At 70.7% G+C, this 24386-nt stretch carries 22 protein-coding genes; 6 read left to right on the top strand and 16 right to left on the bottom strand.

The genetic code is table 11. The features are described from left to right. Window position 1: 1 nt before the first annotated feature. Genes paaI through MRBLWH11_RS19020 form a run of 8 tightly spaced genes read right to left on the bottom strand, consistent with a single transcriptional unit; the run spans window position 2 to window position 8805 of the window. Window positions 2-391 carry a hydroxyphenylacetyl-CoA thioesterase PaaI gene (gene paaI, locus MRBLWH11_RS19055; protein ID WP_116634694.1) on the bottom strand — a complete coding sequence of 130 codons (390 nt, stop codon included), beginning with the start codon at window positions 389-391 and terminating at the stop codon, window positions 2-4. After that, window positions 388-2481, bottom strand: coding sequence for a phenylacetic acid degradation bifunctional protein PaaZ (gene paaZ, locus MRBLWH11_RS19050; protein WP_116634695.1), 2094 nt, complete (start codon window positions 2479-2481; stop codon window positions 388-390). Before paaZ ends, paaI begins: the two co-directional genes overlap by 4 nt. Next, window positions 2478-3344, bottom strand: coding sequence for a 3-hydroxyacyl-CoA dehydrogenase family protein (locus MRBLWH11_RS19045; protein ID WP_341945967.1), 867 nt, complete (start codon window positions 3342-3344; stop codon window positions 2478-2480). Before MRBLWH11_RS19045 ends, paaZ begins: the two co-directional genes overlap by 4 nt. Beyond that, window positions 3341-4075 (bottom strand): enoyl-CoA hydratase/isomerase family protein, encoded by a 735-nt coding sequence (locus MRBLWH11_RS19040; RefSeq protein WP_341945966.1) that lies wholly within the window; start codon window positions 4073-4075, stop codon window positions 3341-3343. The genes MRBLWH11_RS19045 and MRBLWH11_RS19040 overlap by 4 nt, the downstream gene beginning before the upstream one ends. Then, window positions 4072-5259, bottom strand: coding sequence for an acetyl-CoA C-acyltransferase (locus tag MRBLWH11_RS19035; protein ID WP_341945965.1), 1188 nt, complete (start codon window positions 5257-5259; stop codon window positions 4072-4074). Before MRBLWH11_RS19035 ends, MRBLWH11_RS19040 begins: the two co-directional genes overlap by 4 nt. Then, window positions 5259-6677, bottom strand: a complete 1419-nt coding sequence (locus MRBLWH11_RS19030) for a dihydrolipoamide acetyltransferase family protein (protein WP_341945963.1) — start codon at window positions 6675-6677, stop codon at window positions 5259-5261. The genes MRBLWH11_RS19035 and MRBLWH11_RS19030 overlap by 1 nt, the downstream gene beginning before the upstream one ends. Further along, window positions 6674-7708 carry an alpha-ketoacid dehydrogenase subunit beta gene (locus MRBLWH11_RS19025; protein WP_341945962.1) on the bottom strand — a complete coding sequence of 345 codons (1035 nt, stop codon included), beginning with the start codon at window positions 7706-7708 and terminating at the stop codon, window positions 6674-6676. Before MRBLWH11_RS19025 ends, MRBLWH11_RS19030 begins: the two co-directional genes overlap by 4 nt. Next, the gene (locus MRBLWH11_RS19020) at window positions 7705-8805 is read right to left on the bottom strand and encodes a thiamine pyrophosphate-dependent enzyme (protein WP_116634700.1); all 1101 of its coding nucleotides are present in this window, start codon (window positions 8803-8805) and stop codon (window positions 7705-7707) included. The genes MRBLWH11_RS19025 and MRBLWH11_RS19020 overlap by 4 nt, the downstream gene beginning before the upstream one ends. Window positions 8806-8970: 165 nt before the next feature. Between MRBLWH11_RS19020 and MRBLWH11_RS19015 the strand changes: the two genes are divergently transcribed. The 4 genes from MRBLWH11_RS19015 to MRBLWH11_RS19000 all read left to right on the top strand — a co-directional run bounded on the left by MRBLWH11_RS19015 (window position 8971) and on the right by MRBLWH11_RS19000 (window position 13144). Continuing rightward, the gene (locus MRBLWH11_RS19015; RefSeq protein ID WP_207769925.1) at window positions 8971-9408 is read left to right on the top strand and encodes an Lrp/AsnC family transcriptional regulator; all 438 of its coding nucleotides are present in this window, start codon (window positions 8971-8973) and stop codon (window positions 9406-9408) included. Between the two features lie 94 nt (window positions 9409-9502). Continuing rightward, window positions 9503-10105, top strand: a complete 603-nt coding sequence (locus MRBLWH11_RS19010; protein WP_341945961.1) for a TetR/AcrR family transcriptional regulator — start codon at window positions 9503-9505, stop codon at window positions 10103-10105. Between the two features lie 132 nt (window positions 10106-10237). After that, complete coding sequence (locus tag MRBLWH11_RS19005; RefSeq protein WP_341945960.1) at window positions 10238-11674, top strand: aldehyde dehydrogenase family protein; 1437 nt, start codon at window positions 10238-10240, stop codon at window positions 11672-11674. A 3-nt stretch (window positions 11675-11677) separates the two neighbouring features. Beyond that, entirely contained in the window at window positions 11678-13144 is a 1467-nt protein-coding gene (locus MRBLWH11_RS19000; protein WP_341945959.1) for a GMC family oxidoreductase, read from the top strand. Between the two features lie 82 nt (window positions 13145-13226). On the opposite strand, the gene MRBLWH11_RS18995 is transcribed toward MRBLWH11_RS19000, so the two are convergent. From MRBLWH11_RS18995 to MRBLWH11_RS18985, 3 genes are read right to left on the bottom strand one after another with little or no spacing between them, the layout of a single operon-like run. After that, window positions 13227-14870 (bottom strand): amidohydrolase, encoded by a 1644-nt coding sequence (locus MRBLWH11_RS18995; protein WP_341945958.1) that lies wholly within the window; start codon window positions 14868-14870, stop codon window positions 13227-13229. 1 nt (window position 14871) lies between these two features. Continuing rightward, complete coding sequence (locus MRBLWH11_RS18990; RefSeq protein WP_341945957.1) at window positions 14872-15711, bottom strand: molybdenum cofactor biosynthesis F family protein; 840 nt, start codon at window positions 15709-15711, stop codon at window positions 14872-14874. 42 nt (window positions 15712-15753) lie between these two features. Then, on the bottom strand, window positions 15754-17202 hold the full coding sequence (locus tag MRBLWH11_RS18985) for an APC family permease (protein WP_341945956.1): 1449 nt from the start codon (window positions 17200-17202) through the stop codon (window positions 15754-15756). A 243-nt stretch (window positions 17203-17445) separates the two neighbouring features. Between MRBLWH11_RS18985 and MRBLWH11_RS18980 the strand changes: the two genes are divergently transcribed. Both MRBLWH11_RS18980 and MRBLWH11_RS18975 read left to right on the top strand, forming a co-directional pair. Then, on the top strand, window positions 17446-18192 hold the full coding sequence (locus tag MRBLWH11_RS18980) for an SDR family oxidoreductase (protein ID WP_341945955.1): 747 nt from the start codon (window positions 17446-17448) through the stop codon (window positions 18190-18192). Between the two features lie 62 nt (window positions 18193-18254). Continuing rightward, on the top strand, window positions 18255-19070 hold the full coding sequence (locus MRBLWH11_RS18975; RefSeq protein WP_341945954.1) for an SDR family oxidoreductase: 816 nt from the start codon (window positions 18255-18257) through the stop codon (window positions 19068-19070). Window positions 19071-19078: 8 nt separating this feature from the next. On the opposite strand, the gene MRBLWH11_RS18970 is transcribed toward MRBLWH11_RS18975, so the two are convergent. The 5 genes from MRBLWH11_RS18970 to MRBLWH11_RS18950 form a co-directional block, all read right to left on the bottom strand. After that, window positions 19079-19729, bottom strand: a complete 651-nt coding sequence (locus tag MRBLWH11_RS18970) for an HAD-IA family hydrolase (protein ID WP_341945953.1) — start codon at window positions 19727-19729, stop codon at window positions 19079-19081. A gap of 63 nt (window positions 19730-19792) precedes the next feature. After that, on the bottom strand, window positions 19793-20485 hold the full coding sequence (locus MRBLWH11_RS18965) for an ATP-binding cassette domain-containing protein (protein WP_116634709.1): 693 nt from the start codon (window positions 20483-20485) through the stop codon (window positions 19793-19795). Next, complete coding sequence (locus tag MRBLWH11_RS18960) at window positions 20482-22254, bottom strand: ATP-binding cassette domain-containing protein (protein ID WP_341945951.1); 1773 nt, start codon at window positions 22252-22254, stop codon at window positions 20482-20484. The genes MRBLWH11_RS18965 and MRBLWH11_RS18960 overlap by 4 nt, the downstream gene beginning before the upstream one ends. Beyond that, on the bottom strand, window positions 22241-23101 hold the full coding sequence (locus tag MRBLWH11_RS18955) for a branched-chain amino acid ABC transporter permease (RefSeq protein ID WP_341945950.1): 861 nt from the start codon (window positions 23099-23101) through the stop codon (window positions 22241-22243). The genes MRBLWH11_RS18960 and MRBLWH11_RS18955 overlap by 14 nt, the downstream gene beginning before the upstream one ends. A 108-nt stretch (window positions 23102-23209) precedes the next feature. Then, complete coding sequence (locus MRBLWH11_RS18950) at window positions 23210-24376, bottom strand: ABC transporter substrate-binding protein (protein ID WP_341945949.1); 1167 nt, start codon at window positions 24374-24376, stop codon at window positions 23210-23212. Window positions 24377-24386: the final 10 nt, after the last annotated feature.

Here is a 24386-nt window from a genome sequence, read left to right as displayed (position 1 = left end):
CTCAGTCGATCCGGCGGCTCGTCGTGACCGAGCGGCCGCGGAACTCCGCGACCACGTCACCCGTGTCGTCGGTGACCGTGACGTCGTAGAGGCCGGTGCGTCCGCTGACGACGCGGCGCACCGCCGTCGCGGTCAGCGTCTGTCCGGCGTGCGTCGACTTCAGGAACGTGATGTCGGCGCCCGCCGCCACGGTCACGCGTTCGTCCTCGTTGCACGCGAGGGCGAACGCGGTGTCGGCGAGCGCGAAGACGAGGCCGCCGTGCGTGATCGCGAACCCGTTCAGCATGTCGTCGCGCACGACCATCGACACGACCGCGGCACCCGGTTCGTCGCGGTCCACGCTCATGCCCAGCGCAGCAGACGCCCGGTCGCGCTGCATCATCGGCCTCATACCGGGACCGCCGCCGGAGCGGGCTCCTTGCTGACGAGCGTCAGCACGTCGTAGGTGGCCACCGTCTCGTCGGCCTGGTTGCGGATGACCGCGTCCCAGCGCACCTCGCCGTACTCGTCGGTCTCGCGGGGAGTGATCTGCTTCGCGGTGAGCTCGACCCGGATCTCATCTCCCGGAGACACCGGGGTCAGGAACCGCAGGTTCTCCAGCCCGTAGTTCGCGAGCACGGGACCGGGTTCCGGGTCGACGAAGAGCCCGGCCGCCCAGGAGACGAGCAGATACCCATGGGCGACGCGTCCGGGGAAGAACGGGTTGGCGGCCGCGGCATCCTCGTCCATGTGCGCGTAGAACGTGTCGCCCGTGAACCGCGCGAAGGTCTCGATGTCGGCCAGCGTCACCTCGCGCGACGCCGAGACGACCTGATCGCCGATGCGCAGCTCGGCCAGCGATTTGCGGAACGGATGCCGGCCCTCGCTGCGGGAAGTGGCGCCGGCGTGCCAGATGCCGGTGAGCGCGGTGAGCATCTGCGGCGAGCCCTGCACGGCCGTCCGCTGCATGTGATGCAGGACGGCGCGGATGCCGCCGAGCTCCTCGCCGCCGCCCGCCCGCCCCGGGCCACCGTGCACGAGGTTGGGGAGCGGCGAGCCGTGACCGGTCGACGAGCGGGCGTCATCGCGGTCGAGCAGCAGCATGCGGCCGTTGAAGGGGGCGATGCGCGTGGCGAGGTCGACGGCCTGCACGGGATCGTGCGTCGCGATGCTGGTGACCAGCGAGCCGCCGCCCCGTCCGACGAGCGCCGCCGCCTCGGCCGTCGTGTCGTAGGTCAGGAGCGACGCCACCGGGCCGAAGGCCTCCACGCTGTGCACGGCATCGGTCCCGGGATCGTCGAAGCGCAGCAGGACGGGGGAGACGAAGGCGCCGTCCGCCGCCGCACCGGTGGTCCCGTCGGCGAGACGCACCTCGGGAGTCTCGGTCGATCCGACGACGAGCCGCCCGCCGGCGTCCTGCAGCACCTTCACCTGGCGCAGAACCTCGTCACGCTGGGCGAGCGAGGCGAGCGGGCCCATCGTGACGCCGTCGGCTCGCGGGTCACCCAGCACCGTCTTCTCGGCGATCCGAGCCTGGACCGCCGCGATCACGGCATCCGCGGTCTCCGTCGGCACGATCGCCCGGCGGATCGCCGTGCACTTCTGACCGGCCTTGGTCGTCATCTCCGTCACGAGCTGGCGCACGTAGGCGTCGAACTCCGCAGTGCCGGCCACGGCGTCCGTGCCGAGCACCGAGGCATTGATCGAGTCGGTCTCGGCGGTGAACCGCACACCGCCCGTCTGCACGGCCGGGTGCGCTTTGAGGCTCTCCGCCGTCGATGCGCTGCCGGTGAATCCGACGATGTCGCCGAGGCGCAGGTGATCGAACAGGGTCGGGACGCTGCCGCTGACCAGCTGCAACGAGCCCGCGGGCAGGAGTCCGGACTCGACGAGGATCCGCACCATCGCCTCGGCCAGGTACCCGGTCGGCGTCGCCGGCTTCACCAGCGTCGGCATGCCGGCGAGGAAGGCCGGGGCGAGCTTCTCGAGCGACCCCCACACCGGGAAGTTGAAGGCGTTGATCTGCACCGCGACGCCCGGCAGGGTCGTGTAGACGTGGCGACCGAGGAACGAGCCGTCCTTCGAGAGCGGCTCGACCGGGCCGTCGACGTGCACGGTGCTGTTCGGCAGCTCGCGGCGACCCTTGCCCGAGTAGGAGAACAGGACCCCGATCCCGCCGTCGATGTCGACCCAGGAGTCCGTCCGGGTGGCACCCGTGCGAGCGGACAGCGCGTACAGCTCGTCCTTGCGCTCGGTCAGCGCGAGCGCGAACTGCTTCAGCAGCACGGCGCGCTGGTGGAACGTGAGAGCGCCCAGGCTCGCCTGGCCGACCGTGCGGGCGTGCTCGAGAGCCGCCGCGAGATCCAGTCCCTCGGTGCTCACGCGGGTCACGATCTCGCCCGTCGACGCATCGCGCACGTCGGTTCCGGCGACGGGTCCCTGAGCCTGTCGGAGGGGCGTCCACCAGGATCCCTCGACGTAGCTCGGAAGGTGGTCGGTCATCGCGTCTCCTCGTTCCATCTGTAGAAGCCCTCGCCGCTCTTGCGGCCCAGCTTTCCGTCGGCGACCATCGCGCGCAGCAGCGCGGGCGGTTCGAAGCGCGGGCCCAGCGTCGCGGCGAGCTCCTCGGCGATCCCGAGTCGCACGTCGAGTCCGACGATGTCGGTCGTGCGCAGGGGGCCGGTCGGATGCCGGTAGCCGAGGGCCATCGCCGCGTCGATGTCGGCGGCGCTCGCGACGCCCTCCTCCAGCATCCGGATCGCCTCGAGGCCGAGCATGACGCCGAGCCGTGAGGAGGCGAAGCCGGGGGAGTCGCGCACCACGATCGGCGACTTGCCCAGCGTCTGCACCCAGGTGCGAGCGGTCTCGACGACGTCGGTCCGCGTGGCCGAGCCGCGGACGATCTCCACGAGGGCGGACGCCGGCACCGGATTGAAGAAGTGCAGCCCGAGGAAGGTCTCGGGACGGGCGCGGTCCGTGGCGAGGTCGTCGATCGAGATCGAGGAGGTGTTCGAGGCGAGGATCGCGCCGTCGTGCATCGCCCCCTCGGCGCGACTCAGCGCCTCCTCCTTGAGCGCCCGGTCCTCCGGAACGGCTTCCACGACCAGCGCGCACGCCGAGAACTCGGCGATCTCGGTGCCGCAGTCGAGGCGGGCGCGGAGAGCGGATCCGTCGAGCAGCGGGTCGCGGTCGACCGAGCGCCGGATGCTGTCGTGCACGCGCTCGGCGGCGGCGTCGGCACTGGCGCTGTCGCGCTCCACCACGCTCACGCGGGATCCGGCGAGCAGGAAGGCATGGGCGATCCCGGCGCCCATGCGCCCTCCGCCGAGGACTCCGACGTGTGCCGGTGCGTCGATCCCGCTCATCGACGTGCCCGCCTCTCGAGGAACTCCGTCATCCGACGGTGCTTCGCCGGGGACTCGAAAAGCTCGGCCTGCAGCGCGAACTCGATCGCGGGGTGCTCGGCGCGCGGCGTCCGCAGAGCCCGCTTGGTGTGCTGGGTCGCGAGCGGGTCGTTCGCGGCGATCCGATCGGCGAGGGCGTGCGCCGCGCCGAGCAGGTCCTCGGCCGGGTGCAGGGCCGAGACGAGCCCCCAGGCGAGCGCCTCTTCGGCGTCGAGTGTGCGACCTGTCAGGAGCAGTTCGCTCGCCCTGGCCTCGCCGATGATCTCGGGCAGCCGCCAGGTGGCGCCGGCCGCGGCCATGATCCCGAGCCCCGTCTCCGGATTCCCGATCCGCAGCGCGGGCGTGCCGATGCGGATGTCGGCGGCGTAGGCGAGTTCGGCGCCGCCGCCCAGCGCATAGCCGTCGATCGCGGCGATCACCGGCATCGGCAGTTCCCTGATGCGGATGAACGCGGTCGCGTTGATCCCGCGGCGGGCGTCGTCGGCCGTGCGCTCGCGCAGCTGGGCGATGTCGGCGCCGGCGGCGAAGACGCCGTCGGCGCCGGTGAGGATGAGCGTGCGCGGGTGCTCCTCGAGCGACGCGCACAGGTCGTGCAGCGCGTCGATGGTCTCCTGGTCGATCGCGTTGCGCTTCTCCGGACGATCCAGCACGGCGATGACGCGGTCGGGTCGCGCCTCGACCTGCAGCGTCATGAGACGCGCTCCACGATCATCGCGGAGCCCTGGCCCACGCCGACGCACATCGTGGCGAGGCCGCGTTCGACGCCTTCTCGCTCCAGGCGCCCGAGCAGCGTCACGACGAGACGGCATCCGCTCGAGCCGAGGGGGTGCCCCAGGGCGATCGCGCCGCCGTTCCGGTTGACGATCTCGGGGTCCAGGCCGAGTCGGCGCATCGACGCGAGCGACTGGGTGGCGAAGGCCTCGTTCAGTTCGACGGCCCCGATGTCGGAGATCTCGAGTCCGGCGCGCTGGAGCGCCTTCTCGGTGGCCGGTACCGGTCCGAGGCCCATGATCTCGGGGGCGAGGGCCGCCGAGGTCGCTGCGATGATGCGGGCGCGCGGCACGAGTCCATAGCGTCGCACGGCGTCGGCGCTCGCGACCACGATCGCGGAGGAGCCGTCGTTGAGCGAGCTGGAGTTCCCGGCGGTGACCACCTCGCCTCCGGCGACGACCGGTCGGAGCCCGGCCAGGGCCTCCAGGCTGGTGTCGCGACGCGGGCCCTCGTCGACCGTGACATCGCCGGACCGCGTGGGCACCGCGACGATCTCGGCGGCGAAGCGACCGGCGTCGATCGCGGCGGCGGCGCGCTGCTGACTGCGGAGGGCGAAGGCGTCGGCATCCGCACGGGTGATGCCGTCGCGGCGCGCCACCTCCTCGGCGGTCTCGGGCATCGAGAACGTCGCCTTGTCACGCGCGGCCAGACGGGGGTTCGTGAAGCGCCAGCCGATCGAGGAGTCGAACGCCTCACCGGGCTTCGCCCACGCGCGCTCGGGTTTCGCCTGCACCCACGGCGCCCGGGTCATGGATTCGACACCACCCGCGACGATGAGGTCGGCGTCGCCGGCACGGATCGCCTGTGCGGCCATCGCGATCGCCGACATCCCGGATGCGCAGAGCCGGTTCACGGTGATGCCGGGGATGCTGTCGGGGAGTCCCGCGAGCAGCACGGCCATGCGCGCGACATTCCGGTTGTCCTCGCCCGCCTGGTTCGCCGCTCCCAGGATGACCTCGTCGATCGCGGCATCCGGGATTCCGGCCCTGACGACCGCCTCGCGCACGACGAGAGCGGCGAGGTCGTCGGGTCGCACCCCGGCGAGGGCTCCGCCGTAGCGTCCGACCGGTGTGCGGACACCGCCGACGAGGAACGCCTCCGTCATCAGACCCTCCCGAAGGCGCGCAGCGGATGCTCGATGAGCTCGGTCACGCGCCGGAGGAAGCCGGCCGCGTACCCGCCGTCGCAGACGCGGTGGTCGAACACGAGCGAGAGCTGGGCGATGCGCCGCACCACGATCTCGCCGTCCACGACCCAGGGGCGCTCGATGATGCGGCCGATGCCGAGGATGGCGACATCCGGATGGTTGATGATCGCGGCAGACCCGTCGACGCCGAGCCCGCCGTAGTTGTTGAGGGTGAACGTCGATCCGCGGAGGCGCTCCGGCGGCAGCGATCCGGCCCTGGCCGAGGTGGCGAGTTCGCGCAGAGCCACGTCGAGTTGCTCGACCGTGAGGCTGTGAGCGCCCGGGATCACCGGGACCATCAGCCCGCGCTCGGTGTCGGCGGCGACGCCGAGGTTCACCCCGTCGAAGGAGATCAGCTCGCCGGCGTCCTCGCTGAGACGCGACGCGAGGATCGGGAAGTCCTCGAGGGCGAGGAGCACGAAGCGGGCGAGAAGGGCGGTGACCGACGGTGCCCTGCCGCCCTCGGGCGCCATCTGCGCGCGGAGGTCCCAGAGGGCGGTGGCGTCGACGTCGACCCAGACCGTCGCCTCCGGGATCTCCGCCCTGCTGCGGCTGAGCTTGGCGCTGACGGCCTTGCGCAACGGCGACATCCGCTCCCGCGTCCGGACCGCGAGTCCGTCGACGGTCTCCCCGGTGACAGCCGCTGCGCTGCTCGTCTCGCGATGGTGCGCGGCCGCGCCGTCCACGGCGCTGTCCACCGCGGCCCGGAGCACGTCGGCGCGCGTCACGGCGCCGTCGGGTCCGGTCGCGGCGATCGTGTGCACGTCGAGGCCGAGATCACGCGCGAGACGCCGCACGAGCGGAGAGCGTACCGCCACGGGGTGCCGCGGCGCGGCATCCGCTTCTCGGACGATCGTCGGCTTCTCGGAGGATTCCGCGGGGACGGTCCGGGAGACGGAGGTCTCTCCGAGATGTGCGGGAGTCTTCGCACGCACCGCGGCGGGGCGGCGACGACGACCGGATCCGGCGCGCTCCGTGGTGCCGTAGCCGATGAGCACGTTGCCGGAGCCGGCGCGCTCCTCCTCGCGGTAGGCCTCCTGCTCCACGGCAGCGCCCGCAGCGTTCTGACTCTCCGGGGCTCCCGCGACCTCGAGGACCGGGGCTCCCACATCGATCGTGTCACCCGCCTCCCCGTGCAGCGCGGTCACGACACCCGCGAACGGCGAGGGCAGCTCGACGACGCTCTTCGCGGTCTCGACCTCGGCGATGGGCTGGTCGGTGACGATCGTGTCGCCGACCGCGACGAGCCACTGCACGAGTCCGGCCTCGGTCAGTCCCTCGCCGAGGTCGGGGAGACGGAAGACCTGCGCGGTGCCGTTCTTCAGCTCGGTGCTCATACGTCCTCGTCCCAGTGCAGCGTGTCGATCGCGTCGAGAACCCGGTCGACGTCGGGCAGGTACCAGTGTTCGAGCTTCGGCGGTGCGTAGGGCACGTCGAAGCCGGTGACCCGGCGCACGGGCGCCTCGAGGAACTCGAAGCACCGCTCGAAGACGCGGGCCTGGATCTCCGAGGCGACCGACGCATAGCCTGGTGCCTCGGCGATGACCACGGCACGCCCCGTCGACTTCACGGCGGCCGTCACGGTCGCGTCGTCGAAGGGCGAGAGCGAGCGCACGTCGACGACCTGCACGCTCCGGCCCTCCGCGGCGGCGACCTCGGCGGCCTCCAGGGCGAGCGCCACAGAGGCGCCGTAGGCGAGGAGGGTCACGTCGGTGCCCTCGCGGGCGATGCGCGCGGTGCCGATCTCGGCCGTGATCGACGTGTCGACCTCGCCCTTGCTCCAGTAGAGCTTCTTGGGCTCGAGGAAGATCACGGGGTCGGGGGAGGCGATCGCCGCACGCAGCAGGGAGTAGGCGTCCTGCGGGGTGGCGGGACTCACGACGGTGAGCCCCGGCGTGTGGGCGTAGTACGCCTCCGAGGAGTCGCAGTGGTGCTCCACGCCGCCGATGCCTCCGCCGAACGGGATGCGGATGACCAGCGGCATCCGCATCCCTCCGCGTGTGCGGTTGCCGAGCTTTGCGACGTGGCTCACGACCTGCTCGAAGGCGGGGAGGGCGAACGCGTCGAACTGGAGCTCGACCACGGGACGCATGCCGTTCATGGCCATGCCGACGGCGGTGCCGACGATGCCGGACTCCGCGAGAGGCGTGTCGAAGCACCGGTCCTCGCCGTAGCGCGCGGTGAGCCCGTCGGTGATGCGGAAGACGCCGCCGAGAGCGCCGACGTCCTCGCCGAAGACGACCACCTCGGGGTCGGACTCGATCGCGTCGGCGAGAGCTCGGTTGAGGGCGGCGGCCATGCTCATGGTCGTCACCTCGCGGGGCGGCACGGCGGTCTCCGTGTGCACGTCGTCGTGGGCGATGGTCATCGCTGTCCCTCCGTCTCCAGCTGCGAGCGGTCGATCTCGTCGCGCAGCAGCTGCCACTGCTCCTCGAGCTGAGGCGAGCGCTTCTCGGTCACGAATCGGAAGAGGTCCTCGGGGTCGAGGTCAGCATCCGTGTTCAGCGCCGTCCGCATGGCGGCGGCGATCTCCTCGGCTCCCGCGGCGAACCGCTCCTCGGCATCCGCATCGAGGGCGCCGGTCTGCGTCAGGTGGGCCCGCAGGCGCAGCAGGGGATCGCGGGCGACCCACTCCTGCACCTCGGCGCGCTCGCGGTAGCGGGTGTCGTCGTCGGCGTTCGTGTGCGCCTGCATCCGGTACGTGTGCGCCTCGACCAGCGAGGGGCCGCCACCGGCGCGTGCACGGGAGACCGCCTCGCCGAGCACGGCGAGGACCGCGGCGACGTCGTTGCCGTCGACCCGCTGCCCGGGCATCCCGTACCCGATCGCCTTGTGGGCGAGAGAGGGGGCCGCGGTCTGGCGGGAGAGGGGCACGGAGATAGCGAACTCGTTGTTCTGCACGAAGAAGACGACGGGCACGTGGAACACGGCGGCGAAGTTCATGGCCTCGTGGAAGTCGCCCTCGCTCGTCGCGCCGTCGCCGCAGAGGGCGAGGACGACCGTGTCCTCTCCGCGGTGCTTCGCTGCCTGGGCGAAGCCGACCGCGTGCAGGAGCTGCGTCGCGAGGGGTGTCGCCTGCGGTGCGACCCGGTGCGCGCGCACGTCGTAGCCGGAGTGCCAGTCGCCCTTGAGGAGCACCAGTGCGTCGGCGGGCTCGACTCCGCGCGCGATGACGGCGACCGAGTCGCGATAGGTGGGGAACAGCCAGTCGGCGTCGCCGAGAACCAGGGACGCGCCCACCTGGCAGGCCTCCTGGCCATGCGACGACGGATAGACGGCGAGACGGCCCTGGCGCACGAGGGCGCCGGCCTGATCATTGATCCGTCGTCCCTCGACCAGGCCGCGGTAGGCCCGCAGCAGGACGTCCGCCTCAGGGAGCGCGTACTGCTCGTCGGCGACGGGAGCGCCGTTCTGGTCGATCAGCTGCACCGCGGTGTCACGCGGGAGCATGTCGGTGTGCTGCATCCGTCGCCTCCAACTGTTCGTCGCCACTGCCGAACTCGATGAGCCCAGCATGCCTCGCAGAACTCAGTCGTCCAAGAGACTGCGATGAAAGCTGGACGATGCATGGCAAATTGCCGATTCCACGTTCGAAGTGTCAGAATTCGATGGACGAACGAAGGGGTTCCCATGACCGTGCTGGATGACATCGACCATGCGATCCTCGGAGAGCTCCGCCGGGATGCCCGGTCGTCGATGACGGCGATCGCGGAGGCCGTGCACATCTCGCGCGCCGGTGCCCACGCGCGCATCAAGCGGCTCACGGATGCCGGCGTCATCACCGGCTACTCGGTGCGCACGGATCCGGTGCTGCTGGGACATCACGCGAGCGCGTACGTCACTCTGGCGATCGAGCAGGCGACCTGGCAGGACGTGCGCGACCGCCTGCGCGCGATTCCCGAGATCGAGCACATGGCGCTGGTCGGCGGCGACTTCGACGTCATCCTGCTCGTGCGGGCCAACGATGCGCGGGATCTCCGTCGCATCGTGCTGGAGGACATCCAGGCGATCCCGTCGATCCGCTCGACACGGACGACGCTGATCTTCGAGGACTTCGGGCCGAGCTGACCCCTCGCTCCCGTGGCACCTGTGGCGGGTCGACGGCCGCAGAACCCGCCGCAGCTGCCACGGGAACAGCGGGCGAACCTGCCAGACTGACGGGATGAGTCAGAGCGGCGCGACCGAACCGGCCCGGCGCGGCCGTCCGGGATACGACCGACGCGGCCTGCTCGACGCGGCTGTCGCCGTCTTCAACGAATCCGGCTACGACGCCACCTCGGTCGCCGCCCTCGCCACCCGGCTCGGGCTGTCGAAAGCCGCTCTCTATCACCACTTCTCCTCGAAGGAGGAGATCCTCGAGACGGCACTCGGCGAAGCGCTGGACGGTCTCGAAGGCGTGCTCGCCGACACTCGGACGGTCGTGCCGAGCGAGCGTCTGGCGGCCGTGCTCCAGGGCGCCGTCCGTGTGCTCGCCGCGCACCTGCCGTCGGTGACCCTGCTGCTGCGCGTCCGCGGCAACAGCGACGTGGAACGTCGGGCGCTCGAACGACGCCGTGCCTTCGACCAGGAGGTCACGCGCATCGTCCGCGCCGCCCAGCAGGACGGTGCCGTCCGAGCGGATGTCGACGCCTCGGTCGCGACGCGACTGCTCTTCGGCATGGTCAACTCGCTCGTCGAGTGGTACCGGCCCGGCGGAGCCGAAGACGCCGCTGCGCTCGCCGGAGACGTGCTGACCGTAGCGCTCGACGGTCTGCGCACGCGCTGAGCCGCGGCATCCTTCGCACTCGGACATCTACGACGCGCTCCCGGACAAGTGCCGTGCCGGACGGCATCCGACAATGAGATGACGACCGGCCTCCCCGATGCCGGCCCCGTCCCGCTCGAAGGAGAGTCACCGATGTCCGAATCCGCCGCAGCAGCCGCCGTGCTGCTCGACCGCATCCAGGCGCCGGAGGGCGCGGGGCGCGACATCCCCGACGCGGCGACCCGCGAGATCATCGGCCGCGCGCCGGTGCACGCTGTCGCCGATCTCGACGACGCGGTCGCGCGTGCCGCGGCCGCGCAGCCCGCCTGGGAGGCGCTCGGCCACGAGAGGCGCAGCGAGCTGCTGCTCGCGGCCGCCGATGCGATCGACGCGAACGCCGAGGCGCTGGCCCACCTGCTCTCGCGCGAGCAGGGCAAGCCCCTGAACGGCCCGAACGCCCGCTTCGAGCTGGGCGCCTGCTCGGCGTGGCTGCGCACCAACGCGAGCATCGTCATCGAACCGCAGGTGCTGGTCGACGACGAGACACTCCATGCCGAGCTCGTCTACAAGGCCGCCGGCGTCGTGGGCGCGATCGGTCCGTGGAACTGGCCGCTCATGATCACCATCTGGCAGATCGGGCCCTCGCTCCGGATGGGCAACACGGTCGTCGCGAAGCCGAGCGAGTACACGCCCCTCAGCGTGCTCGCGATGCTCGCCGTCATGAACGAGGTGCTCCCGGCCGATGTGCTGATCGGCGTCTCCGGAGACCGTGAGGTGGGGGCGCGACTCGCCTCCCACCCCGACATCGCCAAGATCATGTTCACCGGATCGACCGCGACCGGACGACGCATCATCGAGAGCTCCGCCGGGAACCTCGCCCGTCTCACCCTCGAACTCGGCGGCAACGACGCCGGCATCGTGCTTCCGGGGACGGATGCCGCCGCCATCGCCGAGGATCTCTTCTGGGGCGCCTTCATCAACACCGGCCAGACGTGTGCGGCGATGAAGCGCCTCTACGTGCACGACTCCGTCTACGACGACGTCGTCGGTGCGCTCGCCGAGATCGCGGGATCCGTGCCGATGGGCAACGGCCTCGACGAGGACAACGTGCTCGGACCCCTGCAGAACCGCGCCCAGTTCGACATCGTCACCCGCCTGGTCGACGACGCGAAGAGCCGTGGCGCCCGCATCGTGACGGGTGGCGACGCGGCGCCGGAGCTGGGGGAGCTCTTCTACCGCCCGACCATCGTCGCCGACATCGACAACGACGCCGCCCTCGTGCAGGAGGAGCAGTTCGGTCCGGCGCTCCCCGTGATCCGGTACTCCGACGTCGACGAGGCCTTCGCCTGGGCGAACGCGGTCGACGTGGGTCTCGGAGCCTCGGTCTGGTCGAGCGACCCTGCGGCGGCACGCGCGGCCGCCTCGCGGATGGAGGCCGGGACCGTGTGGATCAACTCGCACGGCGGTCTGCATCCGATGGTGCCGTTCGGCGGGGTCAAGAGCTCGGGCTACGGACTGGAGTTCGGAGTTGAGGGCCTCAAGTCGGTGGCCGTGACGCAGGTCGTGTCCGGCCCCGGTCGGAAGGGCTGACCCATGCGCTCTGCCATCGTCGTCGGAGCCGGCACGTCGGGGGCGATCGTCGCGCGGAGGCTGGCGGATGCCGGCGTCGCGGTGACCCTCATCGAAGCGGGCGGGTACGACACGAATCCGGCGATCCACGATCCCTCGCGCGCGGGAGAGCTGTGGCACTCGGCCGAGGACTGGGACTACTTCACCGTGCCGCAGGAACATGCGGCCGGGCGTCGGCTGCACCTGCCCCGGGGCAAGGTGACCGGAGGCTCGCACGCTCTCAACGCCATGATCTGGGTGCGCGGAGCGGCATCCGACTACGACGCGTGGGAGACGGCCGGCGCGACCGGCTGGGGCTGGTCCGAGGTCGAACCCGTGTACGACGCGATCGAGCACGACCTGCTGTACGTGAGCGACGACTATGCGCTCTCGCCGATCCAGGAGTCGATCATCGCCGCCGCCGTGGAGGAGGGGCTGCCGCACAATCCGAACTACAACGGCGGCGTCCTCGACGGGGTCTCCCAGCAGCAGGTCACGATCCGCGACGGTCGCCGGGTGAACACCTGGACGACGTACGCGCAACCGGTCGCTGAGAAGCTGACGATCATCACCGGACGGGAAGTCCACTCGGTGATCATCGAGGACGGCCGGGCGCGGGGGGTCCGGCTGGGCGAGGGCGCGGACTCCGAGGACGTGTTCGCCGACGAGGTCATCCTCTCGGCCGGCGCCATCGGTTCGCCGATCATCCTGCTGCGATCGGGCATCGGACCCGCGACGGAGCTCGAGGCCCTGGGGATCCCGGTCGTGCAGGACTCTCCGGGGGTCGGGAAGAACCTGCACGACCACCTCCTCTCGCCGGTCGTCTTCACGACGACGGCGCGCCCGGTCGGTCCGCCGCAGCCCGGCGTCTCGGTGACGCAGACTCACCTCTTCTGGCGCAGTCGCGACGACCTCGCGGAGCCCGACACGCAGCCCATCCACTTCTCGGTGCCGATGTGGGGCGAGCTGGATCCGAAGGGGGACGACGGATTCACCCTGATGGCCGGGCTCGTGACGCCGTACAGCCGTGGTGCGCTGACACTCACCGGCCCCGGGCTGGGCGATCGACCGGACATCGACCTGGCCGCGCTGGCCGACGACCGCGATGTCGCCTCGCTCGCGGCATCCGTGCGCCAGTGCCGCCGCATCGGTGCCCAGCCGGCCCTCGCCGAGCGGTGGGGCGCGGTGGAGGCCTATCCCGGTCCCGACGTGTCGGATTCCGACGTCGAGGACTGGGTGCGCCGCACCGCCATCACCTACCACCACCAGGTCGGCACGTGCCGGATGGGGACGGATGCCGATGCCGTGGTCGACCCTCGACTGCGCGTGCACGGGGTCGACGGTCTGCGGGTGATCGACGCCTCTGTCATCCCCACGGTTCCGACCGGCAACACCAATGCGCCCGCCGCGATGATCGGGGAGCGCGGGGCGGGGTTCGTGCTCGCGGACTGAGACGCCGCGCGCGACGCCGACGAGAAACCCCCACCCGCGATGACCGCGGGTGGGGGTTTCGGCGGTACGGGTGGTCCTCGCGTCAGGCGGCGTGCACCTCGCGGCCGGCGAACCACGTCGAGATGACAGGCGTGTGCACGATCTCGTCCGGCGGCCCGGCGATCGCGTCGCGCGCCAGCACGACGAAGTCCGCGGACTTGCCGGGCGTCAGGGAACCGGTCTCCGCACCGAGGCCCATGGCCGTCGCCGCGTTGATCGTGAAGACCTCGAGCGCCTCCTCGGCGGAGATGGCCTGCTCCGGCCAGAGCACGCCGGGTGCGCGCCCGAGCGGATCGGCTCGCGTCACCAGGCCCTGCAGTCCCTCCAGGGTGTTCGGGGACTCGCTCACCGGCCAGTCCGACCCGCCGGCAACCAGTGCGCCGGAGTCGATCAGCGCGCGGTTCGGCTGCGAGTGCTCCGCGCGCTCGCCGAGCACGTCGGCGAGCGCCTGGGGGATGACACCGGGGAACCAGATGAACGGGGAGATGTCGGCCGACACGTCCAGTGCCTGCAGCCGAGGGATGTCGGTGTCGGCGAGGAACTGTCCGTGCGCGATCTGGATCGGGGTGGTGACGCCCTCGCCCCGCAGGCGCTCCGCGACATCCAGCACGAGCCGGGCGGAGCCGTCGCCGGTGCAGTGGACCTTCGCGCCGAGACCTCTGTCGGCGACCACGCGCAGCCAGCCGGCGAGCTCGTCGAACGTCATCGTCGTCTCGCCGTGGAAGTGCGCGCCGTGTGCGGCGTCGGCCGGATACGGATCGAGGAAGGCGGCCGTGTGCGCCGGGGGCACGCCGTCGAGGAAGATCTTCACGAAGTCGGGGCGGTGGTGCGTCGTGCGGAACTCCTCTCCTCGTTCGATGAGGGGCGTGCCGATCGGCGCGACGCCGAAGATGTCGTCGTTGATGAGCATCGACGACACGACCCACGCGTTCAGCGCTCCCGCGCGGTCGAGGGTCGCGAGGGCGCCGAGGATGTCGACCGAGACACCCGCGTCTTGGAAGGTCGTGATACCGAAGGAGTTCAGCAGCTCGACGCCGCGGCGCGAGGCGGCCACATGCTGCTCCGGTGTGAGCCCGCCGCCGACGTCGAAGGCCTCCTGCACCGGGATCCCCGCCGCCTCCAGCAGCACGCCCGTGGGGGTGCCGTCGTCGGGGTCGAGCATCGTCACGCCCGACGACGGGATGCTCGTCGCGGTGATGCCCGCGAGCTCGAGCGCACGCGTGTTCACCCAGCGGTTGTGCCGGGAGTCCTCCATGAGCATCACCGGCCGTCCGCCGGATGCGTCGTCGAGTCGCCGGCGCGAGTACGTGTTCGCCAGCGAAGGCAGCAGCGTCGTCGGCACCGCGCCGCCGACGATCCAGGCATCGGCGGGCAGTGCGGCCGCCCTGTCGCGCACGTGCGCGAGGATCTCATCGAGGGTCAGCGACGGCGGCAGCGACAGCTCGAACAGGTCGGTGCGGCCGGCCAGCGCGTGATGGTTGTGCACGTCGACGAAACCGGGATAGACCGCCGCGTCCCCGACGTCCAGCATCCGCGTTCCCTGTCCTCGCAGCCGTATGACATCGGCGAGGGAACCGACCGCGAGCACTCGTCCGTCGCGGACCGCGAAGGCCTCGACGAGCGGGTTCGACCGGTCGGCGGTTCGGATCACGGAGCCGGTGACGACCAGGTCGGCGGCGGCCTCCATCTCAGTCCTCTCCGAAGGCGGCCGGCTCGAGCTCGGGCGCGTGGAGCGTGGTCGACAGCAGCCGTCCGTGCGCACCGAACGTGAAGTGCGTTGGCACCTCGCCCGTCTCGTCGAGCCCGAACAGCACGCCGTGCGAGCGGATCGCGTTCACGTCGCGGTGGTCGGCGATCGTCACCGAGGCGCAGGGGATCACCTTCTCGCGCCACGCGAAGATGTAGATGCCGGGACGCACCTCCCACACGGTGTTCTCGTCGGTGTCGGCGAGGCCGCGCTCCGGCCCGGCCAGGCACTGCCACGAGTACCACCGCGACGACAGGTAGACGTGCTCGTAGGCGTGCTCGGCGCTGTAGACCCACTCGACCCGACGCCCGATCAGGGTCGTCGTCGGTGCGGCCTCGGCGCCCGACACGTCGGCGCCCTCGATCACGCTCGGCGCGAAGACGTGCTGCACGCGGGTGCGGCCCTGCTCCGGGGCGGGGAGGATGATCGAGATCACGGCGAGGGCACGACCGGCGCGGAGATCCAGCACGAGCGAGACGGCCTCGTTCGGCAGGTAGCGGTGATGGAACTGCACGAAGTAGAGATCGTCATCGACCTCGAACGCCTCGTAGTCATCGGTGTCCGCTGCGGCTTCGGTGGGATCCTCCGAGCCCGGGTGATACTGCCAGGAGACCGTGGTGTCGCCGAAGCGGTGCACGATGCGGGTGCCGCGGGCGTCGACGACCGCGATCTCACGGCCGCTGAGCGCCGTGGTGTGCGGCGCCTTGTTGGCGTCGAAGCCGGGGGCGAGGCCCTCGAGCGGCAGCCAGGTGGAGGTGTCTGCGGGGTTCAGGGTCGTCATGCGTCGTCCTTGCTCTGTCGATGGGGGAGGCGGGGGAGAGCGTCAGCGGTCGCTGAACTTCTCCAGGTCGGTGGCGAGTCCGTCGTAGACGGCGGGCTTCGCGCGCTTGAGGTAGGCGCCGTACGCGATGCCGCCGATCAGCGCGACGACCAGCAGCAGCGGCATCAGCCGGATCGCGAGCTCCTCGGAGCCGGCGACGATGTTGAAGTTCACGACGGCGAGGACCGAGATCGCCGCGATGCCGAGGAATCCGATTCCGGGTGCGATGAACGTGCTCCACCAGCGCGGGTCCCGGTTGCGGCGGAAGTACACGACGATCGAGATCGCCGCGAGTCCCTGCAGGATCAGCACGCTGAGGGTACCGAAGCCGAGCATCGCGGGAACGAGCGTGAGGATCGGGTCGGCGCCGGCGATCGCGAAGATGATCGCCATGATGCCGGCGAATGCGGCCTGCACGATACCGGCGAGCTGCGGGGCGCCGTTGGCCCTGGTGCGCGCGAGCGCCTGCGGCAGGATCCGCGAGCGTCCCAGCGAGTACAGGTAGCGGGTCGCCGAGTTGTGGAAGGCGAGCATCGCGGCGAACAGGCTCACCAGCAGGAGCACCATCATCACCGTGGTGAGGGTGCCCCCGAGGTACTGCTGCGACAGGGAGAAGATCAGGTCGCCCGTCGGGAGGTGCTCGAGCGCGGTCGCCTGCGCCTGCGCCACTCCGGTCGCGCTGACCACGGCCCAGGTCGTGACGCCCAGGATCACGCCGATCGCGATGATCGAGGTGTAGGTGGCGCGGGGGATGGTGCGCAGCGGCTGATTCGCCTCTTCGCTGAAGAGCGCGGTCGCCTCGAACCCCAGGAAGCCGGTCGCGGCGAGCAGGAGTCCGATCGGCAGGGAGCCGGAGAACACCGCCTCCGGGCTGAACGCACCCAGGTCGTACCCGGTCTGCACGAGCACCGACACGTCGAACACGACGAGCATCAGCACCTCGAGCACCAGGCAGACGCCCAGCACCTTCGAGCTGAAGTCGACGCCGATGCGGGCGAGGACGAAGCACACCACGATCGAGAGCAGGCCCCATACGAGCCAGTGCACGTCGAGACCGGTGAGGTCGCGGATGATCGTCTGCATGAAGAATCCGCTGGTGCCGATCGTGCCCACGACGAAGAAGTTGTAGCCGAGAGTCGCGATGAGCCCGGCGATCAGACCGCCGGTGCGGCCGAGGCCCTTCACGACGAACGCGTAGAAGCCGCCGGCGTTCACGAGCTGCTTGGACATCTGCGCGTAGCCGACGGCGAAGAGCAGCAGGATCGCCGCCACCAGGAAGAACGACATCGGGGTGCCGCCGCCGTTGCCGAGGGCGATCGCCAGGGACGCGACGACCACGATGCCCGTGAGCGGTGCGACCGCGGCGAGCACGAGGAAGACGATGCCGGCGACGCCGAGGGCACCGGGGCGGAGAGCGGTGTGCTCGTGAGATGTTTCGGTCGAGGGTGCCACGTCGGCTCCTTTGCTCGGTGACGCCGTGCTCGCACGGCACCGACGACGAGGGGAATCGTCGATAGAGCGAGTCTGCTCGCGCGGCACCTCGGGCGCTTGACCCTGAGTGAAGGACGATGGTGCGAGCGCGCACACCCCGCCGACGGCGGTTCGCGTCATCGCGAGGGGGGAGCAGGATGACCGAGACGACACCGCCGTCCTCTCCGCACCATCCGGTGCCCGGCGGCGGCCCCGGAGGGTGCGATGGATCTGCAGCTGCAGGGTACGACGGCGCTCGTGACGGGCGCGGCGAGCGGGATCGGCCGCGCCACGGCGCTCGCGCTCGCCGCGGAAGGCGTGGGGGTCGCCCTGCTGGATCGCGACGCCGCCGCGCTCCGCGAGACGGCGAGCGGATGTCTAGGGGCCCTGATCCTCGTCGCGGATGTGACCGACGAGAGCGAGGTGCGTGCGGCGGTGGGCTCCGCTGCCATGACGCTCGGCCGCCTCGACGCCGTGGTCTGCTGCGCCGGGATATCGGGGCCCGTCGGCACGTCGATCGAGGACACCGATCTCGCCGACTGGGATGCCGTGCTCTCCGTGAACGTGACCGGAGCGTTCCTCGTGCTCAAGCACGCGCTCCCGATGCTGCGTGCCGCGCCGGCGGCATCCGTCGTCCTGCTCGCAAGCGACTCGGCCTTCGTCGCGTCGCCGGGCATGGTGCCGTACGGGGCATCGAAGGCCGCACTCGTGCAGTTCGGGCGGGCGCTCTCGGTCGATCTCTCCGACACGCGCATCCGCGTGAACACGGTGGCGCCGTCGATCGTCGACACGCCGATGAGCCGCGGCGATCTCGGCTCCGCCGCGTTCGACGCACCGGGATTCCCGGTGCAGAGCGCTGCGGATGTCGCCGCGCACGTCTCCTATCTGGTGTCGCCGCTCAGCAGGGCGATCAACGGGACGACGCTGCTCAGCGACTTCGGATACACCGCCCGCTCGGGGTTCCCCGCGTGACGAGGGAGCCGTCGAGCACGAATCCACCGCGCGCAGGCGCCAGATCAGTACAGGGAGCAGAAATGGGACTCGCAGTCGGATCGACGGTCGCCGGACGCGTCGTCGTCATCACCGGAGGCGGCACCGGCATCGGCGCCGCCATCGCCCAGCGCTATGCGGCCGAGGGCGCGCACGTCGTGGTCGTCGGGCGCCGCCCGGAGCCGCTGCAGGAGGTCGAGCGCGCCGTCGGCGCCGTGCCGGTCGTCGCGGACGCCGCCGACACCGCCTCGGCGAAGGCGGCCGTCGCCGAGGTGCTGGCGCGCTTCGGACGCATCGACGTGCTCGTGGCGAATGCCGGAGGCCACGGATTCTCGCCGGTCGGCGAGACCGACGACGCCGGCTGGGAGGCGGCGATCCGCGCCAACCTCACGACCGCCTTCACGATGGCGCGGGAGTCGCTGCCCGCGTTGATCGAGGCGAAGGGGCAGATCGTGATCGTGTCGTCGCTCGCCGGGCTCTTCGCCGGGCCGTCGGTCGCGGGGTACACCGTGGGCAAGCATGCGCTGATCGGTCTGACCCGCACGCTCGCCCGCGACTACGGCCGGCACGGGGTGCGCGTGAACGCGATCTGCCCCGGCTGGGTGCAGACGCCGATGGCCGACGACGAGATGGACGAGTTCGCGAACCACGCGGATCTCTCCTCCCGCGAGGAGGCCTATGCGGCGGTCACCGCCGACGTGCCGCTGCGCCGACCCGCACAGCCGTCGGAGATCGCGTCGGTCGTGCGATTCCTCGGCTCGGGGGAGTCGTCGTACATCACGGGCGCGGTGATCGTGGCCGACGGCGGATCGCATGTCGTCGATGTGCCGACGATCGCGTTCGACCACGCCGGGATGTAGCAGCCCGCTCAGTCGATGGCGAGCGCGAAGCCGTCGCCCGTCGCCACGACCGCGACCTGCGTGAGGTCGTCGACGAGGTAGGTCGGGCTGTGCGCTGCGGCGTGCTCTCCGACGCCGACCACGCGCATGCCGGCGGCGAGGCCCGCCTGGATGCCGGCCCCCGAGTCCTCGAACACGATGCAGTCGGCGGGGTCGACGCCGAGCGTCTTCGCGCCGAGGAGGAAGCCTTCGGGATCCGGCTTGGATGCCGAGACGCTCTCGGCCGTGACGGCGAGGGCGGGGACGGTGAGACCTGCCGCCTGCATCCGTGCCGTCATCAGCGCGACGTTCGCGGACGTCACGATCGCGTGCGGGTAGGGGAGCAGTGCCAGGAGCAGCGCCTTCGCCCCCGAGATCTCGATGACCCCGTCGACGTCGTTCGTCTCGGTCGCGAGCATCTCGTCGTTCTCGCGGAGATTGATCGCATGATCGCGCTCCGGCAGCATGATCGACATGCTCTGGTGCCCCTGCCGACCGTGCACGACGCTGAGCACGTGCTCGGGGTCGATTCCGTGCGGCTCCGCCCAGGCGAGCCAGAGCCGTTCCACGACCGCAGTCGAGTCGACGAGGGTGCCGTCCATGTCGAGCAGGACGGCGCGGGCGCGAATCGTTTCGGTCACCTCTCCAGGCTAGCTGGCGAACTCTCCACCTAGGGGGCCGGTCGGCGGAGGACGTGGATGTCGTCAGCCGCCGAGGTACGCGCGGTGCAGCAGGGCGGGATCGGCGCTGAGCTCTTCCGCCGTGCCCTGGAAGGACACCCGGCCGCCCGCGACGACCACGGCCTCGCGCGCGAGACCGAGGGCGACCTGCGTGAACTGCTCCACCAGCAGCACCCCGACGCCGGAGTCCGCGATCGAGCGCACGATCGGCATGAGCCGCAGGAAGACGACCGGCGCGAGCCCGAGCGACATCTCGTCGATGAGCAGGATGCGGGGCTTCGCGGCGAAGGCGCGCGCCAGCACCACCATCTGCTGCTCTCCGCCCGAGAGCAGGGCGGTCGGCGAGTCGATGCGCTTCTCCAGCTCGGGGAATTGCGCGATCGCCGCATCCAGCTCCGCGGACGTGCGGGCGGTGAGCGAGATGTTCTCCCGCACGGTGAGCGAGGGGAACACCGCTCTGCCCTGCTCGATGTGCACGATGCCGCGCCGTGATCGCGCGACCCGCGACAGCCTGTCGATCGGCTCGCCGTCGAGCGTGATGGTGCCGGCGGAGTGCGGGGTCACACCCGAGATCGACTCGATCAGGCTGGTCTTTCCTGCGCCGTTGGGACCGACCAGGGCCAGCACCTCGCCGCCCTCGACCCGCAGGGAGACATCGGAGATGACGGCGCCCGCCCCGCGGCTGACGCTCACGGCGTCCACGACGAGTTCGCTCACTTCAGCAGCTCCGTCTCTCCCATGTACGCCTTCACGACGTCGGGGTTCGCGAGGACCTCGGCCTGCGGTCCGCTGGCGAGCACGCGCCCGAAGTCCAGGACGGTCAGTGTCGGGCAGACCGAGCGCACGAGATCGAGGTCGTGCTCGATGATGATCAGCGCGATGCCGTAGCGCGCCGGGAGCTCTCGGAGCCGCGCAGCGAGGGCCAGATGCTCGTCATGCGAGAGCCCGGCAGCAGGCTCGTCGAGGATCAGCAGCCGAGGGCGCGACACCACGTTCGCGGCGACCTCGACGAGTCGTCTCGTTCCGACGTCGACGCTCGACAGGCGAGCGCGGGCCGGCGGGCATCCGAAGAACTCCAGCACCTCGTCGATGTCGGATGCCGCGAGTCGGCGTCGTGCGACGAACCGCACATAGGCGCCGATCGTGAGCGCGGGCGGCACGCGGTCCTGCTGGAACGTGCGGCGCAGCCCGAGCCGTGCGCGCCGGGTGGGGGAGAGGCCTCCGAGATCCCGATCGCCGAGGAGCACGCGTCCGCCGTGCTTCGGCAGGAATCCGCTGATCGCATCGACGAACGTCGACTTCCCTGCACCGTTCGGCCCGATCAGCCCCATGATCGACGCGGCCGGCACCACGACCGACACATCGTCGAGCGCCTTGAGTGCGCCGAACTGCACGGTGAGCCCTTCGACCGAGAGCACGGGTGCACCGTCGAGGGCGGCCTCGTCGACCGTGGCGGTGGTCGTCGTGGTGATGGCACCGGCATCCGCTGCGGCATCCGGAGGGAGCGCCGTGAGCTCGGCGTTCGCCGCGCGCCGGTCGGCCCGCCGGTAGAACAGGTTGCGGATCCCCTGACCGAGGTTGGTCCCACTCGTGAGTGCCTGCACGCCGAGCACGCCGAACACCACGAATCCCCAGTCCTGCGGGATTCCCCAGCGCTTGAGCAGCTCGGGGACGAGCACCCAGAGGATGCCGCCGAAGATGGCCATGTCGATCAGGTGCGCGCCCGACATGATCGCCAGCACGTAGAGCGCGAGAGACTGCAGCGGAGTGAAGCTCGACGCGAACGGCAGCTGCACCTGACCGGCCAGCAGACCCCCGGCGACGCCGCCCAGCGCGGCCGAGACCGCGAACGCCGTGAGTTTCGCGATCTGCACGCTCTGGCCCGCGGCGGCGGTGCCGCGCTCGGAGAACGCGACGGCCTTCCAGCTCGATCCCCAGCGTCCGCGCTGGAGGAAGAAGACTCCGAGCGCGCAGAGTGCGAGCACGACGATCGAGAGGAAGAAGAACTGCCGATCGTCGGAGAACATCGTGGGGCGCTCGATCGCGGTGCCGTCGGCGGAGCCGGGGAACTGGATCTGCACGAGGGTGACGTCGGCCGCTGCCGCGAAGCCGAGTGTGACGACCGCGAGATTCACGCCGCGGAGGCGGAGTGCGGGGAGTCCGACGAGCACGCCGACGAGCCCTGCGGCGATGCCGCCGAGCACGAGCCAGACGATGAATCCGCCCGGTGCCTGCAGCACGTTGAGCAGCGAGACGATCCACGCGCCGACGGCTGCGAACGTGAGCTGGCACAGCGCGATCATGCCGGCGGACCCGGTCACGATGCCGAGACCGAGGATCGCGATGGCGGCGATCACGGCGCTGATGGCGAGGAACACGAAATAGCCCGGCAGGGCCGCGCTCAGGATCGCGCCGGCCCCGATGCCCGCGAGGGCGATCGCGAACGGCCAGGTGATCCGGAACCAGGGACGGTCAGCGAGCGGCATCCCACACCTCCTTGCGCTGCGTCCAGAGGAGGAGGACGACGATGAACAGGAACGGGAGGAAGTTGCGCACGAGCGCGACCTCGTCGATCTGGGCGACCAGGCCGCCGAGCACGCCGAGCACGACGCCGCCGATCACCGCGAGGTCGAGACGCCGGAACCCGCCGAGCAGGGCGGCAGCGGCCGCGGGGACGATGAGCATCGCGAGGCTCGTCGCGTCGTTCGACTGCGACGGGGCCACGATGATGATCGCGATCGCGCTGATCACGCCGGTCACGAACCAGACCGCGATCGACAGCGGACGCGAGCGGATGCCGAGCAGCTCGGCCGTCGTCGGCCGCTCCGAGAGGGCACGGAGCTGCGTGCCCACCCTGGTGCGACGAAGCACGATCCGCACCACGACGGCGGTGACGATCGCCATCGCCACGGTCGCGACCGTGACCTGGCTGACCACGACGCCGCCGAACGAGAAGGCGGGCCCGGCGATGATCGGTGTGAACGGCTGGGGCTTGTTGCCGAACAGGATGAACGACATCGAGATCAGCAGGAGCAGCGGCCCGACCGTCATCGCGGAGCGTGTGGTGGTCGACGCCTCGGAGAGCCAGGTCGCCGCGATGAAGCCGATCGCCGCGGCCAGCAGCCCCGCGACCAGCACACCGAGCACCGACCCGAGCCAGATGGGCAGCCCGATCTCGCGGACGAACCACACCGCCGTGAACGCGCCGAACATCCCGGTCGCGGCCTGCGCGAAGTTCACCACGCGGACGAGGCGTGACATCAGCGTCAGGCATACGCCGAGGACGGCGTAGAGTCCGCCGGCGGCGAGGCCGGCGATCGCGCCTTGCAGCATGAGGCGTCCTTTCTGATCTGAGGGGGAGGGGCCCTTCGACAGGCTCAGGGACCGGGGTTGCTTCCGGTCCCTGAGCGAGCGAAGCGAGACGAAGGGCGTGAAGGGTGTCTATTCGCCGATGCGCAGCCAGTCGTCGGCGACCTGCTCCCAGGCGTTCGTGCCGGACTTCAGGATGATCGGCCACCCCGCGGTGTTCTGGGTGCCGAACGCGTACGGTGTTCCCACCATCGGGTTCTCGATCGGGTCCATGGCCTTGAGCGCCTCGGAGACGCTCTCGCGCGTGATGTCGCCGTCGATGCCCTCGAGCACCTCGATGAAGTACGTCGCGGCCAGGTACCCGCCCTGGCTGAACGAGGTGAGCGGGATGTCGTTCGCCTCCATCAGCTCCCGCCAGTCGGCGTTGATCTCGCTGTCGTCGGTGAACGGGTAGAACTCCGCGGGCACGTAGATCCCGGCGCCGGCGTCGTCGATCGCGTCGGCGAAGTTCTCGCTGTAGACGCTGGTCAGGTAGAGCCAGGTCACGTCGTCCCAGCCCTGCGCGTTGGCCGCCTTGACCTGACCGATCGCGTCGGGTTCGACCGGGTTGATCGCGAGCGCCTTGCAGCCCTGGTCCCGTGCCTTGACGATGTAGGGCGTGTAATCCGAGGCGCCGTACGGCACGGTGTCGTCGACGTACTTCGGCTCCTTGCCGGTGATCTCCGTCCACTTGTCGATCGCGGCCTGGTAGGTCGGGCGCGTGGAGCCGGCGATCTCGAGCAGGATGCAGATGTCGTCCAGGCCGAGCACCTCCGATCCGTACTGCAGCGTGAGGGTCATGTCGTTGAACGGCCCCACGTTCGCCGGTGAGATGCTCTCGCTGGCGAAGCATCCGGTGTCGACGCCGATGCCGGGCATCGAGAGGATCCCCTCCTGCTCGTAGTACTTGGCGTTGATCTCGCACTCGATGAGGCTGGCCGAGCCGACGAGAGCGACGGCGCCGTCGCTGCCCACCAGTTCGCGAGCGGATGCCGTGGCGGTCGCGGGATCGCCCTTGTCATCGAGGGTCTTGTACTCGATCGTGCGACCATCGAGCCCTCCGGCCTCGTTGAAGGCGTCGAAGACGGCGGCTGCCGCCTGCGATGCCTCGGGGAACGTCGCCGGTCCGCTGATCGTGTTGACGGAGCCGACGACGATCGGGGCGCCGTCGCCTCCGCCGCCGTCCCCGCCGGCGCAGCCGGCCAGGGTGAGGGCTGCCACGGCGAGGACCGCCGCGGTGCCGGATGCTCGTCTGTTCATGTGCTTCCTG

Source organism: Microbacterium sp. LWH11-1.2 (genome assembly GCF_038397745.1).
Classification (GTDB): domain Bacteria; phylum Actinomycetota; class Actinomycetes; order Actinomycetales; family Microbacteriaceae; genus Microbacterium.
This window is presented reverse-complemented; position numbering and strand designations above follow the sequence as displayed.